The sequence below is a fragment of the Sphingopyxis sp. GW821-FHT02C12 genome (genome assembly GCF_059421785.1).
Genome location: NZ_JBWKVQ010000002.1, coordinates 538,740 through 554,029 on the forward strand (window position 1 = coordinate 538,740; position 15,290 = coordinate 554,029).

The following is a 15,290-nucleotide window of genomic DNA, read 5'->3' on the forward strand; positions in this document are numbered from 1 at the left end:
GCAATTGCCGGCTCTGCTTCTATGCTGGTCGTATCGATGCGTGCACCTGACCACCCCGACGCCCGGCATACCGAACTGACTGAGCAGCTCGATCTTGCGCTGGCCCGGGCGGGCGGGCGCGGCTGTGCGTCGCAGGAGCATGCGAAGGCGGTGCAGGTCCTTCGCGCACTCGGACGACACGGCGACGCCGAGGATCTGCTGGCCGCAGCCATGGCCCTGCCACCCGGGCTGCCCGCGGATCATGAAGCCTTGGGTTTTGTCGCGTTTCAGGCCGGTCGGCACGAGGCGTCCCGCGATTTCTACGCACGCGTTGTCGAGGCGCTGCCCTCCGACGCGCTGGCCTGGTACAATCTGGCGAGCGGCGAGCGTAATCTCGGTCGCCTCGACGATGCCGAACGGGCCTGCAGCCAGGCGCTGCATTTGGCGCCCGACATGGCACAGGCGGCGCTGCTGCGCTCGCAGCTTCACACACGGACCGCCGAGCAGAATCATATCGACGATCTGCGCGCGATGCTGTCGCGCGCGCCGGCGGGGCAGGGGCACGATGTCTTTCTCCACTATGCTCTCGGCAAGGAATTCGACGATCTTGGCGACTATGACGCCGCCTTCCGTCATTTCTCTCTCGGGGCGGGGGCGCGGCGTCTGGCGCTCGACTACGACGTCCGCCAGGATTTGCACAAGCTGGCGCGGATAACCGAGGCCTTCAGCGTCGATCGGCTGTCGCGCGCTCCGGCGCTCACGGCGCCGGACTATGGGTTCATCGTCGGACTGCCCCGCTCGGGGACGACGATGATCGAGCGCATCCTCACCGGGAGCGCGGCGGCGCGCAGCAACGGAGAGACCGACAATCTGTTCGGCGCGCTGGGTGAGGCCGCAGCGACCGCCGGAGGCGACATATTCGATCGCGTCGCGGGCGCGGATCCTGCGCTCGTTGTGCCCGCATATGCGCGGCGGGCGGGGCACGCCGGTCCGGGGCAGCTGATCCTCGAGAAGCTCCCGTTCAATTATCTCTACGCCGGGGCGATCAGGCAAACGCTGCCCAATGCCCGGACCCTGCTCGTGCGCAGGACGCCGGCGGACAATCTCTTCGCCATGTTCTCGACCTTGTTCGGCAGCGGCTACCCGTTCAGCTATGCGCTCGACGAGCTGGCCGACTATTATGGCGCCTATCACGCTCTCGCCGCGCATTGGCGCGCCGCGGTGGGCGAGCAAATGCTCGAAGTGGCCTATGAGGATGTCGTGTCGGACCCGCTGTCCCACGGCCGCACCATTGCGCGGCATTTCGATATTGGCTGGGACGACGACATGGTGCGCATCGAGAAGAATGCGACCGCTTCGGCGACCGCCAGCGCTGCCCAGGTGCGGCGGCCGATCTATGCGAGCGCGAAAGGGCGCTGGCGAAACTATGCACGCCAATTGCGCCCGCTCACCGAACGGCTCGAGCGCGCGGGTATCGATCCCGCGCGCTCGTCCTGATCCTGATCGCTTTCTCTGCCCGAGGCAGGACCCGGGATATCGCGAGAGAGCTGCGATATCCCGGGCGGGATCACCATTTCTTGGTCAGGCGGATGCCCAACTCGCGCGGACGCGAGACCGCGAAAGCGTTCCCCCAGTCGCCCAGGGTCGCGTAGGACGACAGGCTGCGCACGTTGGCGCCGTAATTGGCGCGCTTGTTGGTGAGATTCGAGCCGTAGAGCTCGATCGTCCAGTCGTCGACGTCATAGCCGATGCTGCCGTTGAACATGATGTATCCGGGCGCGCGACGCGCCGGCGTATTCGGGCTCTGGCTCTTGAGCAGGTTGACCGTCGAGCTGCGGAAATCGAAACCGAAGTTGAAGGTCATCGTGCTGTTGTCGGCGAAGTCGTGCGCATAGGTCAGCGAGCCCGCGCCGCTCCAGTCGGGCGCGCCCGGCAGGCGGTCGCCGGCGCGGCCCTGGATGGCGTTCTGGACGATCCCGCCACCGCCATTCCCCGCCGGGAGGAAGAAGTCTCCCGTCAAACGAGCGCGGGCGTAGGCGAGGCCGAGATTGAAGCTAAGCCCGCCACCGAGCGGACCTTGAAGTTCGACTTCGAACCCCTTCGAGCGCGCCTTGGTGCCGTTGACGACGACCGGGTAGAGGTTGAACGGCGTCTGGAGGTCGATCTGCGGATTGTCCCAGTTGATGAGGAACGCGCTGAGCGAATAATAGATTCGCGATACCTTGCCCTTGGCGCCGATCTCGAAATTGTTCGTGCGGTCGGGTTCGTAGACCAGCAGCTCCTCGGGTTCGAGCGCGAAACCCGTCAGCGCGAAGGCGTTGGCGCCGCCGCGGCGGAAGCCCTGCGACCAGGTCGCATAGACCTGCCCGTCGTCGCTCCACTTGTAGGAGGTGTTGAGTTTGAAGATCTGGTCCTTGACCTTGTTCGAGCTGGCCGCCGCGATATCGACGAAGAACAGTGTGCTGAACGCGGTGAGGTCGGACGAGAATTTTTGACGGAACGCGCGGGCGCCGCCGGTGAGCGACCAGGCATCGGTGATGTGCCAGGTCACGTCGCCGTAGAAGGACACCTCGTTGAATTTCTGGTCGGTAACCTGATTATAGACCGAGCCGTCGGCGAGCGTCGGAACATAGCCGCCGCCGAGGAGGATCGGCACGAGCGATCCGGTTGCCGCGAAGCTCTGCTCGCTCGCGCCCGGCGCGAAGACATATAGCCCGATCTGGCGTTTGTGCTGCTGGAGGAAGACGCCGGCGGTATAGTCGATCGGTCCGCCCTCGGCGGACACGATACGGAGCTCTTGCGTCCATGAGCGCTCGTTGTCGGCGTTGCGAACCGGAATGACAGCGCGCGGGTTGGCCGGGGTCCCGGTATAATAGACACCGAGCGGCGAGCCCAGCAGGTTGACAGTGGAATCGTTGATGAGGTCACCCTCGGTCTTGCCATAGGCAATCGTCGACGAGACGGTGGCGAAACCGAGATCATAGCTCATATCGAGCGCCGCGAGCTGCGTCTTGCGCTCCCAAGGCTCGAGCGTCGGCACCGAGCGTTCATAGTTGCCGGTCGCCTCGAGCGTGCGCCGGGGATCGAGCGGTGAGGGCCCCCCCGCATAGCTGTTGTTGTCGATGTTGCCGCCGACGCCGCGAGCCTTCACGATATTGTAGCTCAGGCTGACCGAGGCATCGTCGACGGGCTCCCAACGGAGCGCGGCGCGGGCCGAGGTGGTGCGGGCGTAGTTATAATCCTTCTTGTTGAAGTAGACGCCCGGGCTGTTCGCCACATCGCTCGTGTCGGCGAGGAGCGGCGGGCTGCCGAGATAGCTGTCGCCCTGGCGCTTCAGCACGTCGCGTGCATCGATGAAGCCACCCTGATAATCGTAGCGGGCATTGACGCGCAGCGCGAGGCGCTCGCCGATCGGAAGGTTGAGCGTCCCTGCGAACTGATAGGAGGGATCGCTCGAATGCGCGGTGATCCCCGCCGATGCGGTGACCGATCCCGCGAACGTGCCGAGCTGCGGTTCCTCGGGAACCAGGCGAACGGCCCCGGCGAGCGAGCCGGCCCCGTACAGCGTGCCCTGCGGTCCGCGCAGCACTTCGACGCGAGCGATATCGTAGATCGGCAAGGCCCCGGTGATCGGCGCGTTGCCGAGATAGAAGCCGACGGGTGACTGGAAGTAGCGCGCCGCCGCGACGACCGGCTGCGACGCGTTGAGGCCGCGGATGATCGGGATCTGCGAGGCCGAGGTGCGCGCGCCGTTGTCGACGATGTTGAAGTTGGGAACCTGCTTGGTGAGCGAGGCGACGCTTGAGATATTCGCGCGTTCGAGCTGCTCGCCGCCGTAAGCCGAGATATTGAACGGAAGGCTGGTCACCGTCTGTTCGCGCCGGTTCGCGGTCACGATGATGTCGCCCTGGTTTTCGGGTTCTGCGTTCGCCGCCGCCGGCGTATCGGCGGGAGCCGTTTCCTGCGCCTGCACCGTTGCGGGCAGGAGGGCCGCGAGGCCGACGAGATAGCTTGCTGTGCGAAGCATCGCTTTGCGGCGGTGCATGGTCCGATGTTGTTTGATCACGGCTTTACTCCCCTTCTGACCTTTGTGGTTCGACTTGAACTATTCCCTTGCGACGGCTCGCTTCGGCTCTTTCGCCCAGGGTTTCCTGCGCCGCGGTCCCGGGCACGAAAGCTTGCCTGCCGCCGGTCGGCGGCGGCATGATCGAAGCCTTCGCCTGCGCGATCATTCGGTCGCATTTGCCGGCGTGGCGACGACATCGAAGCTTTCTCCCTGACGGCTGGGGAGGTGGTCTTCACAGCTATCGACTGCTGTTTGCATCACTAATGTTATGTCAATTATTTCGCCATTGTCGAGCGGGATTTTTTGCAGCCTCGCAGATGCGGCGATCAGATTATAAGGTCTCTGAATGTTGAAAACTATCCTACTGAAAAATTGGAGATAAAATTGCTTTTCTAATCCGCGTCCGGCGGTTGGGAGCGAACGGCCTCCGATCAAATCCGGCGCTCGTGACATATTTGCAACAACAATTGTTCTCTAAAATTGCCGCAAGCCGGCCCATGCCCCTATTCGAGTCGCATTCGCGGCGATCGATGACAGCCCGGGCGGAGGAAGGGGCGCACGCGCGGGGGCCGTCGCGTCAGGCGGCCGGCGGACTTGCGGGCCTCCTCGTCAGGCGCGCTCGGTGACGATATCGTCAATCATAGGGGGGTGCGGCGCAGCCCGGCAGCGATGCGCCGCCAGCAGAATGATCCACGAGAGGAGGATCAGCGCCCCGGCCGCGGCGATGAAGGCTGCGGCGCTCCAATGGGTGAGGAACCAGCCCGTGAATTTCGTCGCCGCAGCCGTTCCCAGCGCCTGGATCGCGGGAAAGGCGATGTAGGCCCGGCCGGTCGTATCGAGTTCGCGTACGATGCCGAGCAGATAGGCGAGCGCGGCCGTCGTCAAGGCGCCCTGGGCTGCCAGCGCGGCAACGAACAGGTCCGGCTGCCCGAGCACGAGCGCGGGATAGGTCACCAGGATCGCGACGATCGCGAAGCTGATCATGACGATGGGAGGACCGAAGCGACCGCCGATGAGTGCCGGCGCGATCGATCCGACGAGGGCGCCGATGAGACCCGACGCGACGAGCCAGCTTGCGCCCGCCACATCCATCCCGTTGGCGGTGCCAATGACCCCGACGAAATTATAGACGCCGCCCCAGGATACGCCGAGGAGGATCGCGCCCGCGACCATTGCCAGGAGGGGGGCAGCGAGCGTGCCGGGCGACGCGCCCCCGGGGCCCGCGGAGAGGTCCGTATCGGGGGCGGCAGCGATGCGGTTGCCACGCAGTCCGTTCGCGAACGGCACGGCGAGGGCAAAAAGCACGGCAAGTACGACAAAGGCGTGCTGGACCGGCATCAGCGGCAGCGCGAAGGAGGCGAGTGTCGCCACCAGCGTCGCCACGAAAAGCGCGAGGCTGAAAGTCCGTGTGGGATTGGGCGTATCCCCCAGAATAGCGAATGTCGGCGTTCCGATCGTTCCTGTGGCGACACCGACCAGGAACCATCCGGCGATGAGTGACGACAGGTGCGAGGACAGCGCCATGAATAGCAAGGCCCCTCCGACGGTCAGCAGCGCGCCGACGCTGATCGCCACGACCGGCACGCGCCGAACCCAGAAAGGCCCCAACGCGACGACGATGCCATGACCCAGCACATAGGCCGAGCCGATCGAACCCATCTCGTTCTCGTTGAGCGTCAAAGTCTCGCGGAGCATTTCCAAGATGGTCGGAAGAATATTGGTGAAGAGGATCGCGAGGGTCCAGATCCCGCCGGCGCACAGCAAAAGCGCGAGTGAGGGGAAGGCGATCGCGCGGGCGGTTCCAGCGCCGGGGGTGCCCGTCACCGGTTCGTGCGCGCCGACGGCGTCGCTCGCCGCGGCATTCGCAGCCTCATGCGTCAGCAAGGATTTGATCCGGTCGACCGCGCCAAAAGGGGCTCGCGGCAGGGGCGCGCCGGGCCCACCGCTCGCCGAAAAAGTTCCCGATGGCCCCGAACGCCGCGGTTCAACTGGCTCGACCTGTGGTTCGCATGGAATATTCTCCCGGAGTCGAAGGTCCGACGTCCGAGGAATAAACATAACGACAGTTGTGTCAATGAAGCGTCATCGTCGAACCTGATCGCGACGCGACCCGGCTATCCCCGCGAAGCAGTGAGGAACGGGGGGCCGCGACGAAAACCGTTCGCGAAGAACTCGGAAATTTCGACCCGGTCAGGCCGCTTTTGTCGGCGGCGCGATCAACGTCGCGATGGCGTCGAGCAGGGTTTCCAGGCGCTCGGGCGTGAAGCGCTGCGGTTCGATCGGAAGCATCATGCTCCAGCCGTCTCCGAGCGCGCTGATCTGGTCGGCGAGGATGTCGGCCGGAATATCGTCGCGAACGTCGCCCGACTCTTGCTGCCGCGCGATCCGGACAGCGAGTTTCCGGCGGTATTCGCCATATCGACGCTGATAGATTTCGGCGAGAGCCGGTTCGTGGCGTGCCTGGGCGAGAAGCTGGAACTGCGCCATCCACTGCTCGGAATCGACGTTCATGTCGAGCCAGCGCCGGAAACGCGGTTTGAGGTCGGTCGTCTCGTCGCCAGCCGCGACCAGCGTGTCCCACATATCGAACAAATGCTCGAGGATGGCGCTGACCATCGCCTCCTTGTTCTGGAAATAATAGGTCACCGCGCCTGTCGTGTGGCCAGCGCGGCTCGCGACCTTGCGCAGGGATGCGCCGCTATATCCGAGATCGGCGATGGTCGCGATCCCCGCCCGCAGCAGTTCGATGCGCTTCGCTTCACGATCTCCGACCGGCCGCCCGCGGCGCGCCGGAACGGAGCCGTCCGGATCCTGATCATGGTCCTCTTCGATGGCATGCATGCGGCTTGGTTTATCGGTCATGCCTCTTGTCTACCGATCCTTCTCGCAAACGCAATTAGAATAACGACCGTTGCGTTAATGAAGCCGTACCCGTATATGGCGAGTCGCAAATGCGGTAGAGGAGATGCCGAAATGGACGAGTCGCTACGGAGAAGTTTCCAGGAAGACGGGGCGGTTCTGATCAAGAATGCGCTGAACGCGGAGCAACTTGCTCGATGCCGCGAGGCGTTCGACTGGGCTGTGGAAAATCCTGGTCCCAACGTGACGCAGATGTTTGCTGGCGAGCTGAAGTCGCATGTCGACAACGCAAATCCGTTGGCCAAGGAGCGCCTCGACGCGCTCGTCAAAGACCTGCCTTTCGGCAAGATTTTCTCCGAGATCTGGGGTTCGAAGAATGTCTGGTATTTCGCCGAGGAGGTCTTCCTCAAGGCCGGCGGCAAAAGCGCGCGCACCTCGTTTCACCAGGACACGTCCTATTTGCCCTGGGCCGGCAACCACTGGGGCAACGCGTGGATCAGTTTTGAATCCGTTCCGAAGAAGAATGCGCTCGAGATTGTCCGCGGCTCGCATCACGGCATCCAGTACGACGGCACGACGTTCATGAATGCCGACGATCCCACCGAACCGCTGCACGGCGAAGAATTCTTGCCGCGACTGCCCGCGATCGATGCCGAGCTGGCGCGCGATCCGAAAGCCTATGACCTGCTGTCGTGGGCAACCGAGCCGGGTGACGTCATTCTGCTCCATCCGCACTCGCTCCACGGCGGTGCGGCGGTCGACAGCGACTTTCCGGCGCGAAACACGCTGGTCTTCCGCTTCTTCGGCGACGATGCCACCTACCGTACGCTTCCGGATTCCGAGTTCACGCGTTCGGGTTTCCTTCTCCACGCCGAGGATACCGCCCATCTGAAGCACGGAGACCCCTTTCGTGCGCCGAGCTTTCAGAAGGTCAATTGATCATGGCAACGAGCGAAAAGCGCGAGCGGATCGTGCCGCCGGGCACCGAGCCCCTTTACGACAATTATCATTTCGCGCCGGCCACGCGGGTCGGGAACCTGATCTGGCTGTCGGGCCAGGTCGGTATCAATGCGAGCTTCACGCCTGGCAAGGACATGGAGGAGCAGGCGCGCTTTGCGTTCGAGGGCATCAAGGCGACCCTGGCTTCGGCGGGTGCGACGATGGCCGATATCGTCGAACTCGTCACCTTCCACACCGACCTGCGGGGTGAAATGGCCGAGTTCACGAAGGTGAAGGACGAGTTTTTCCCCGCCGACTATCCCTGTTGGTCGGCGGTCGGCGTCACCCAGCTCGCCGACCCGGCGTTCAAGGTCGAGATACGCGTGGTGGCGGTGGCCGGGTCGGGCGCCGCCTGATCCTCGGCAGTCATTAGGCCGGGAACTCTCCCTCCCGGACATGTGCGAGGCGGCAGGGCACGCCGCCTCGCACGCTTCCCATGCGTGCCGCTCACATGAAGGATTTCCATGAGACTGTTCGATCTGAGCGGGAAGACCGCCATCATCACCGGTTCGACCCGCGGCATCGGCCGCGCCATTGCCGAAGCTTTCGTCGAGGCGGGCGCCCGGGTCGTCATTTCGAGCCGCAAGCAGGATGCGTGCGAAGACGTGGCCGCGCAGATCAACGCGAAGGCTGGCGAGACGCGCGCGATCGCGATCGCCGCGAGCATCTCGGACAAGCAGGCGCTCGAGGATCTCGTGACGCAGACGCGCGGCGCTTTCGGCAAGATCGACATTCTCGTCTGCAACGCCGCCTCGAACCCCTATTATGGCCCGATGGCGGGGATCAGCGACGAGCAGTTCCGCAAGATCTTCGACAACAATGTCCTGTCGAACCACTGGCTCATCACGATGGTCGCGCCCGAGATGACGGCGCGGCGCGACGGCGCCATCATCATCGTCTCGTCGGTGGGCGGCCTTATCGGATCGGACACGATCGGCGCCTACAACGTTTCCAAAGCGGCGGATTTCCAGCTCGTGCGCAATCTTGCCAAGGAACTTGGGCGTCAGAATGTCCGCGTCAATGCGATCGCCCCCGGGGTGATCCGCACCGATTTCGCGCGGGCGCTCTGGGAGGATCCCAAGGCCGAGGCCGCGCTGCAGCGCGCGGTCCCGCTCGGCCGGATCGGCGAGCCCGACGACATCGCAGGGACCGCGCTGTTTCTTGCCGCGGATGCGGGGAAATATGTGAACGGGCAGGGGATCGTCGTCGATGGCGGGATGACCATCACCGGGGGCCTCGATTGAGCGCCGCTCCCGCCTTGAGCCTATTGGCACGCGGTCCGGGGTCGCAGCGCGAGGGAGGCTTCGCGCATGACTGACCGGTCGCGGGACGGCGATGTGCCATGTGTCGATGTGGTGATTGTCGGCGCCGGCCTGTCGGGAATCGGCATGGCGGCGCGCCTCCTGGAATCCTGCCCCCATCTCGATTTCATGATCGTCGAACGCCGCGGGGACATAGGCGGCACATGGGATTTGTTCCGCTACCCCGGCATCCGGTCGGACAGCGACATGCATACGCTCGGCTTCGATTTCGAGCCATGGACCGACGAGAAGGCGATCGCCGGGGCGCCGGCGATCCTCGCCTATCTCCGCCGCATCGTCGACGGGCGCGGCCTTCGGGAACGGACCCGCTTCCATCATCATGTGGTGTCGGCCGACTGGGACGGCCATGAGGCGCGGTGGCGGCTGGTGGTCGAAAACGCCGATGGGGGACGCGAAATGCTGAAGACGCGCTTTCTCCATCTCGGCGCGGGCTATTATGATCATGACGAGCCCTATGATGCGGCGCTGCCGGGGAGCGAGCGCTTTGCGGGACAACTGGTTCACCCCCAGTTCTGGCCCGACGATCTCGATTATGCGGGCAAGCGGGTCGTCGTCGTCGGGTCGGGTGCCACCGCGGTCACGATCGTGCCCTCGATGGCCGCCGCCGCGGCCAGGGTCACCATGCTGCAGCGCACGCCGACATGGCTGGCGATCGGCCCGTCGCGAGACGGCTTCGCGAACCTGCTGCGGAGGATATTGCCCGACCGGACGGCCTACGCGCTCACGCGCCTCAAGAATATCCGTCTTCAGGACTGGTTGTTCCGGCGGCTCCGGAAGCGGCCGCAAGATGCCCGGCGCTATCTTTCCGGGAAGATCGCGGCCGCGCTTGGCGAAGCCTATCACGCGCCCGATTTCACGCCGCCTTACGATCCCTGGGAACAGCGCGTGTGCCTCGTACCCGACGGCGATTTCTTTGCAGCGATGAAGGCCGGGAAGGCCGCTGTCGTCACCGGCCAGATCGAGGAGATCGACGCGGGCGGTATCCGCCTGCGCTCGGGAGACTATCTCGAGGCCGACATCATCGTCACGGCGACCGGACTCCGCCTCGCGGTGGCTGGAAAGATCGCCTTGTCGATCGATGGCAAGCCGCTGAATTTTCCCGATCATTATTATTACAAGAGCTGCATGCTCTCCAATGTGCCGAACCTTACGATGTCGTTCGGCTATCTCAACGCGAGCTGGACGCTGCGCCTCAGCCTCGTGGCCGACTATGTGTGCCGCCTGCTCAACATGATGCGCGACGTCGGCGCGGATATCGCGACGCCGCTTCTTCTTCCCGGCGACGAGCCCGAAGAAGCCGAGCTGTTCGCGATGTCGTCGGGCTATCTTCAGCGCGGGCGCCACCTGCTGGCGAAGAGCACGGGGAAGGGGCCATGGTGGCTCGCGCAAAATTACCTTGCCGATCGGAAATGGATGAAAGCCAGTCCGGTCGACGACGGCATCATGACTTTCGACCGCGCAGGCATGGCGCGGCGGAAACGTTCCACGGGAGAAGATAATGACGATCGTTTCGAGGGCGCTGCTGGGCTGCGCACTACTGGCACTGGCGGCGTGCAGCGCGTCGAAGAATGACAGCGTCTCGGGCGGCGGATCGCTCGACGAGGCGGAAAAGGCCAGCGAGGCCCTGCTCAAGACCGGCGGTAACGGCGATAACTGGGCCGGCATCGGTTACAGCTATGACGAACAGCGTTTCAGCCCGCTCACCGACATCAACGACAAGAATGTGGGGCAGCTCGGCATCGCCTGGTTCGCCGACCTCGAGGATGCGCGCGGCCAGGAAGCGACCCCGGTCGTCGTCGACGGTACGCTCTATGTCAGCCATGCCTGGTCGAAGGTCGACGCGTGGGACGCCGCGACGGGCAAGAAGCTCTGGTCCTTCGACCCCAAGGTTCCCGGCGACCGCGCGGTCTCGGCCTGCTGCGACGTCGTCAACCGCGGCGTCGCGGTGTGGGGCGACAAGCTCTTCGTCGGAACGCTCGACGGCCGCGTGATCGCGCTTGATCGCAAGACCGGCAAGGAGCTCTGGTCGACGCAGACCTTCGACACCTCGAAGCCCTACACGATCACCGGCGCGCCTCGCGTCGTGAAGGACATGGTGCTGATCGGAAACGGCGGCGCCGAGTTCGGCGTACGCGGCTATGTCACCGCCTATGACGCCGACACCGGCAAGGAACGCTGGCGTTTCTACACCGCGCCCAACCCGACCAAGGCCAAGGACGGCGCGGCATCGGACGAGATTTTCGCATCGAAGGCCAATGCCACATGGTCCGACAAGGGTGAGTGGCAGACCTCGGGCGGCGGCGGCACCGTCTGGGACGCGATCGTCTATGACAAGGATCTCGACCAGATCTATCTCGGCGTCGGCAACGGCAATCCGTGGAACCATGGCACGCGCTCGAACGGCGAGGGCGACAACTGGTTCCTCTCGTCGGTCGTGGCTTTGGATGCCACAACCGGCAAGTATAAATGGCACTATCAGGAGACGCCGGCCGAAACCTGGGACTATACCGCGACGCAGCCGATCATCCTCGCCGAGCAGGCGGTGAACGGGAAGCCGGTCAAGGTGCTGTACCACGCACCCAAGAACGGCTTCTTCTTCACCATCGACCGCACCAACGGCAAGCTGATCGATGCCAAGCCCTATGTCGACGGGATCAACTGGGCGACCGGCTACGACATGGCGACCGGCCGTCCGATCGAGAATCCGGAATCGCGCTTCTACAAGACCGGCAAGCCCTTCATCGCGGTCCCCGGCGCGCTCGGTGCGCACAACTGGCACCCGATGAGCTTCAACCCGAAGACCGGCCTCGTTTACATCCCCGCCCAGCAGGTTCCCCAAGCCTATCTGGAGGACATGAATGAACTCGACAGGCGGAAGGTCCTCGGTTTCAACACCGGTTCTTCGTTAATCGGGGCGATGCTTCCCGACGACAAGGCGGCGTTCAAAGCCGCAGTCGCCGCGACCACCGGTCGCCTCGTCGCCTTCGATCCGCGCACCGGCAAGGTCGCGTGGGGCGTCGACTATCCCGCCGCGTGGAACGGCGGCACGATGACCACCGCGGGCAACCTCGTCTTCCAGGGAACGAGCACCGGCCGCTTCCGCGCCTATGCCGCCGATACCGGCAAGCAACTCCTCGACCTCGACATGCAGTCGGGGATCGTCAGCGCGCCCTCGACCTTCCGTGTCGGCGGCGTCCAATATATCGCCTTCATGACCAGCAAGGGCGGCGCCTTCCCGCTCGTCGCCGGGGTCGCCGGCGGCGTGACGCGCAAGGTGCCGAACCTCCCGCGCCTCGTCGTGCTCAAGGTCGGCGGCGCGGTCCAGTTGCCGGCGGTAGCCGGCACTCCGCTGGCCTGGAACCCGCCGGCGCAATTCGGCACCGCAGCACAAGCGATGGCCGGAAAGGCCCATTTCGGCCGCTATTGCCAGGTCTGTCACGGAGATAGCGCGATCGGCAACGGCGTCACTCCCGACCTACGAATCTCGGGTGCGCTTACCAACGCCGATGCGTGGAAATCGGTGATCCTCGACGGCGCGCTCAAGGACCGCGGGATGGTCAGTTTTGCCCGCGTCCTGACCCCCGCCGATGCCGAGGCGATCCGCGCCTATGTGACCGAACGGTCGAACTGGACGAAGGCGAACCTGCCGCCGATGGCGGCTCCCGCAGGACGATGAGGGCGCAGATGTCGCGCGTCCGCGCCCAAGGTTGAACAGATCGCCGCGCCTCGCCGCGCGGCGCCGGAGATAGAATATGCTAGGTTTGATGCAAGAGGTCTCGCTGACGGTCGATCGGCTGCTCGACCATGCCGCCAATTGGCACGGCAAGCGCGAAATCGTCTCGCGCGAGCCGTCGGGGGCGCTTGCGCGATCGAGCTACGCTGGCCTGCACGCCGACGCGAAGCGCGTCTCAAACGCACTCGCGGCCGAAGGCATCGGGCGGGGCGACCGGGTGGCAACGCTGGGGTGGAACAGCGCGCGGCATCTGGCGGCATGGTATGGCGCGGCGGGTATGGGGGCGGTGCTTCACACACTTAACCCGCGACTGTTTCTCGAACAGATCGCCTATATCGCCAACCATGCGGCCGATCGCCTGCTTCTCGCCGACCCCGCAACCGCCGATATCGTCGCGCAATTGCTGCCGCAGGTCCCGTCGATCGAGAAAGTCGTCTTCCTGTGCGATCGGGCGTCGATGCCCGAAACCGGCTTCGCGGCCATCGCCTTCGACGACTGGATCGCCGGGCAAGCTGCCGAATATAGCTGGGGCGGCTTCGACGAAAATCAGGCCTGCGGCCTCTGCTACACCAGCGGGACCACGGGAAATCCGAAGGGTGTGCTCTATTCGCACCGGTCCAACTATCTCCACGCGCTGATGTCGCTGCAACGCGATGCGATCAGCTTGTCCGCCCGCGACACGATGCTGCTGCTGGTCCCGATGTATCATGTGAATGCCTGGGGGGTCGTATACTCCGCGCCGGCGGTCGGCGCGAAGCTCGTGCTGCCCGGACAGCAGATGGATGGAGAGTCCGTCTATAATCTGATCGAGCAGGAAGGCGTCACCGTGTCGTCGGGCGTCCCGACGCTGTGGCAGGCGCTGCTCCACTATATGGAAGAGAATGACAAGCGGTTCACGACGCTCGAAAGGGTGATGATCGGGGGCTCGGCCTGCCCGGAGTCGATCATCCGAACCTTCCAGGACCGCCACGGTGTCGAGGTCGTCCAGGGCTGGGGGATGACCGAAACCTCTCCGCTCGGAACGGTATCGGTTCCGAACGCGGCGGTCGCCGCCATGCCCGCGGAGGCGCAGATCGCCTTCAAGCGCAAGCAGGGACGCCTGCTCTGCGGTCTCGAGATGAAGATCGTCGACGATGCCGGCAGGCGCCTCCCGCACGATGGCGTTACCCCCGGACGCCTGATGATCAAGGGACCGACGATCATCGCATCCTATTTCGGCGGCGAGGGCGGCGATATTCTCGACGACGAGGGCTTCTTCGATACCGGCGATGTCAGCACGATCGATGCCGAAGGCTATATGCAGATCACCGATCGCGCCAAGGATGTCGTGAAATCGGGCGGCGAGTGGATCAGCTCGATCGAGATCGAGAATATCGCCGTTGGCCATCCCGCGATCGCCATCGCCGCCGTTGTCGGCGTCGCGCATCCGCGCTGGGATGAACGGCCGATTCTCGTTTGCGAACTGAAATCGGGAGCAAGCGCGAGCGGCGACGAGATACGCGCTTGGCTCGACGGCAAGATCGCGAAATGGTGGATGCCCGACGACATCCTGTTCGTCGAGAGGATACCGCTCGGCGCGACCGGGAAGATCGACAAGAAGGCGATCCGCGCGAGCCTCGACGGCTATCGCCTGCCGTTCGAGATCGCCCGCTGAGGCGCGAGCCGGCGCCGCATTACGGCACCGGCGATCACCTTGCGGCGGCCGGCGCCGATCCGCGCGAAGGGGCAGAGTTTTTGCCGGAGCGGAGCCGCGTGCGTGAAGTGCCGGTCTCAGCCGGCAGATGGCTGCGAATGTCGGATTGCGATCACGCTGCCCACCTGCCTCGGGCGGGGCAAGCCGGCATGCGAGGCGGCCATTTTCTCGATACGTTCCATCGCCCAGTGCGGCCAGGGTGCGGACCGGCGGCTTTCGAAATCGATGTTCATCAACATGAGTTCGTTGGTGGCGACCAGTTTCCCGTCGCTGACATCATACATGCTGTGGAAGATATGAATGCGCTTGTGGTCATGGTCGAGAATCTGGGTTTCGATCCGGAAGCTGTCGCCTTCCTTGATCTCGGCCTCGTAGTTCACATGGCATTCGAGGACAAAATACATCCCGATTTCGAGCTTGGTATATTCATAGGGCAGGCCGAAATTGTCGAAAATGTCGCCCGTCGCATGGTCGAACGCCACGACATAATATCCGACGTTCATATGGCCGTTCCAGTCGGTCCAATCTTTCGGGACGACACGCGTCCTCGCCTGGAACGGCGCTTCGCTGCGAAAGTCTTCGAGCGGGTAGGGGGCTTCCGTCATTTTCAAACCTCCTGCTGGTTCGCGGCCGTGCCGC

At 64.3% G+C, this 15,290-nt stretch carries 12 protein-coding genes; 7 read left to right on the forward strand and 5 right to left on the reverse strand.

The features are described from left to right. Window positions 1-36 precede the first annotated feature (36 nt). Window positions 37-1,476 carry a sulfotransferase family protein gene (locus AC07U1_RS17830; RefSeq protein WP_495178096.1) on the forward strand — a complete coding sequence of 480 codons (1,440 nt, stop codon included), beginning with the start codon at window positions 37-39 and terminating at the stop codon, window positions 1,474-1,476. A 70-nt stretch (window positions 1,477-1,546) separates the two neighbouring features. Here the strand turns inward: AC07U1_RS17830 and AC07U1_RS17835 are convergent, their stop codons facing one another. The 4 genes from AC07U1_RS17835 to AC07U1_RS17850 all read right to left on the reverse strand — a co-directional run bounded on the left by AC07U1_RS17835 (window position 1,547) and on the right by AC07U1_RS17850 (window position 6,907). Beyond that, on the reverse strand, window positions 1,547-4,045 hold the full coding sequence (locus AC07U1_RS17835; RefSeq protein ID WP_495178095.1) for a TonB-dependent receptor: 2,499 nt from the start codon (window positions 4,043-4,045) through the stop codon (window positions 1,547-1,549). 162 nt (window positions 4,046-4,207) lie between these two features. Beyond that, window positions 4,208-4,498, reverse strand: a complete 291-nt coding sequence (locus AC07U1_RS17840) for a hypothetical protein (protein ID WP_495197762.1) — start codon at window positions 4,496-4,498, stop codon at window positions 4,208-4,210. A 156-nt stretch (window positions 4,499-4,654) separates the two neighbouring features. Next, window positions 4,655-5,929 carry a hypothetical protein gene (locus AC07U1_RS17845; RefSeq protein ID WP_495178094.1) on the reverse strand — a complete coding sequence of 425 codons (1,275 nt, stop codon included), beginning with the start codon at window positions 5,927-5,929 and terminating at the stop codon, window positions 4,655-4,657. Between the two features lie 306 nt (window positions 5,930-6,235). Then, on the reverse strand, window positions 6,236-6,907 hold the full coding sequence (locus tag AC07U1_RS17850; RefSeq protein ID WP_495178093.1) for a TetR/AcrR family transcriptional regulator: 672 nt from the start codon (window positions 6,905-6,907) through the stop codon (window positions 6,236-6,238). Window positions 6,908-7,018: 111 nt separating this feature from the next. On the opposite strand from AC07U1_RS17850, the gene AC07U1_RS17855 reads away from it, so the two are divergent. The 6 genes from AC07U1_RS17855 (at window position 7,019) to AC07U1_RS17880 (ending at window position 14,612) form a co-directional block, all read left to right on the forward strand. Then, the gene (locus AC07U1_RS17855) at window positions 7,019-7,843 is read left to right on the forward strand and encodes a phytanoyl-CoA dioxygenase family protein (RefSeq protein WP_495178092.1); all 825 of its coding nucleotides are present in this window, start codon (window positions 7,019-7,021) and stop codon (window positions 7,841-7,843) included. A gap of 2 nt (window positions 7,844-7,845) precedes the next feature. Next, window positions 7,846-8,259: a RidA family protein gene (locus tag AC07U1_RS17860; RefSeq protein WP_495178091.1), complete on the forward strand. Its 414-nt coding sequence runs from the start codon at window positions 7,846-7,848 to the stop codon at window positions 8,257-8,259. A gap of 108 nt (window positions 8,260-8,367) precedes the next feature. Then, the gene (locus AC07U1_RS17865; protein ID WP_495178090.1) at window positions 8,368-9,147 is read left to right on the forward strand and encodes an SDR family NAD(P)-dependent oxidoreductase; all 780 of its coding nucleotides are present in this window, start codon (window positions 8,368-8,370) and stop codon (window positions 9,145-9,147) included. Window positions 9,148-9,213: 66 nt separating this feature from the next. Then, the gene (locus AC07U1_RS17870; protein ID WP_495178089.1) at window positions 9,214-10,797 is read left to right on the forward strand and encodes a flavin-containing monooxygenase; all 1,584 of its coding nucleotides are present in this window, start codon (window positions 9,214-9,216) and stop codon (window positions 10,795-10,797) included. Beyond that, complete coding sequence (locus tag AC07U1_RS17875; protein WP_495178088.1) at window positions 10,724-12,901, forward strand: PQQ-dependent dehydrogenase, methanol/ethanol family; 2,178 nt, start codon at window positions 10,724-10,726, stop codon at window positions 12,899-12,901. The genes AC07U1_RS17870 and AC07U1_RS17875 overlap by 74 nt, the downstream gene beginning before the upstream one ends. A gap of 76 nt (window positions 12,902-12,977) precedes the next feature. Next, window positions 12,978-14,612, forward strand: a complete 1,635-nt coding sequence (locus AC07U1_RS17880; protein ID WP_495178087.1) for a long-chain-fatty-acid--CoA ligase — start codon at window positions 12,978-12,980, stop codon at window positions 14,610-14,612. Between the two features lie 116 nt (window positions 14,613-14,728). On the opposite strand, the gene AC07U1_RS17885 is transcribed toward AC07U1_RS17880, so the two are convergent. Continuing rightward, window positions 14,729-15,256 (reverse strand): thioesterase family protein, encoded by a 528-nt coding sequence (locus AC07U1_RS17885; protein WP_495178086.1) that lies wholly within the window; start codon window positions 15,254-15,256, stop codon window positions 14,729-14,731. Window positions 15,257-15,290: the final 34 nt, after the last annotated feature.

Coding starts and splice junctions, on each gene's coding strand:
- AC07U1_RS17830 (WP_495178096.1), top strand. CDS start 37: ATGCGTGCACCTGACCACCCCGACGCCCGGCATACCGAACTGACTGAG.
- AC07U1_RS17840 (WP_495197762.1), bottom strand. CDS start 4,498: ATGTCACGAGCGCCGGATTTGATCGGAGGCCGTTCGCTCCCAACCGCC.
- AC07U1_RS17850 (WP_495178093.1), bottom strand. CDS start 6,907: ATGACCGATAAACCAAGCCGCATGCATGCCATCGAAGAGGACCATGAT.
- AC07U1_RS17855 (WP_495178092.1), top strand. CDS start 7,019: ATGGACGAGTCGCTACGGAGAAGTTTCCAGGAAGACGGGGCGGTTCTG.
- AC07U1_RS17860 (WP_495178091.1), top strand. CDS start 7,846: ATGGCAACGAGCGAAAAGCGCGAGCGGATCGTGCCGCCGGGCACCGAG.
- AC07U1_RS17865 (WP_495178090.1), top strand. CDS start 8,368: ATGAGACTGTTCGATCTGAGCGGGAAGACCGCCATCATCACCGGTTCG.
- AC07U1_RS17870 (WP_495178089.1), top strand. CDS start 9,214: ATGACTGACCGGTCGCGGGACGGCGATGTGCCATGTGTCGATGTGGTG.
- AC07U1_RS17875 (WP_495178088.1), top strand. CDS start 10,724: ATGACGATCGTTTCGAGGGCGCTGCTGGGCTGCGCACTACTGGCACTG.
- AC07U1_RS17880 (WP_495178087.1), top strand. CDS start 12,978: ATGCTAGGTTTGATGCAAGAGGTCTCGCTGACGGTCGATCGGCTGCTC.
- AC07U1_RS17885 (WP_495178086.1), bottom strand. CDS start 15,256: ATGACGGAAGCCCCCTACCCGCTCGAAGACTTTCGCAGCGAAGCGCCG.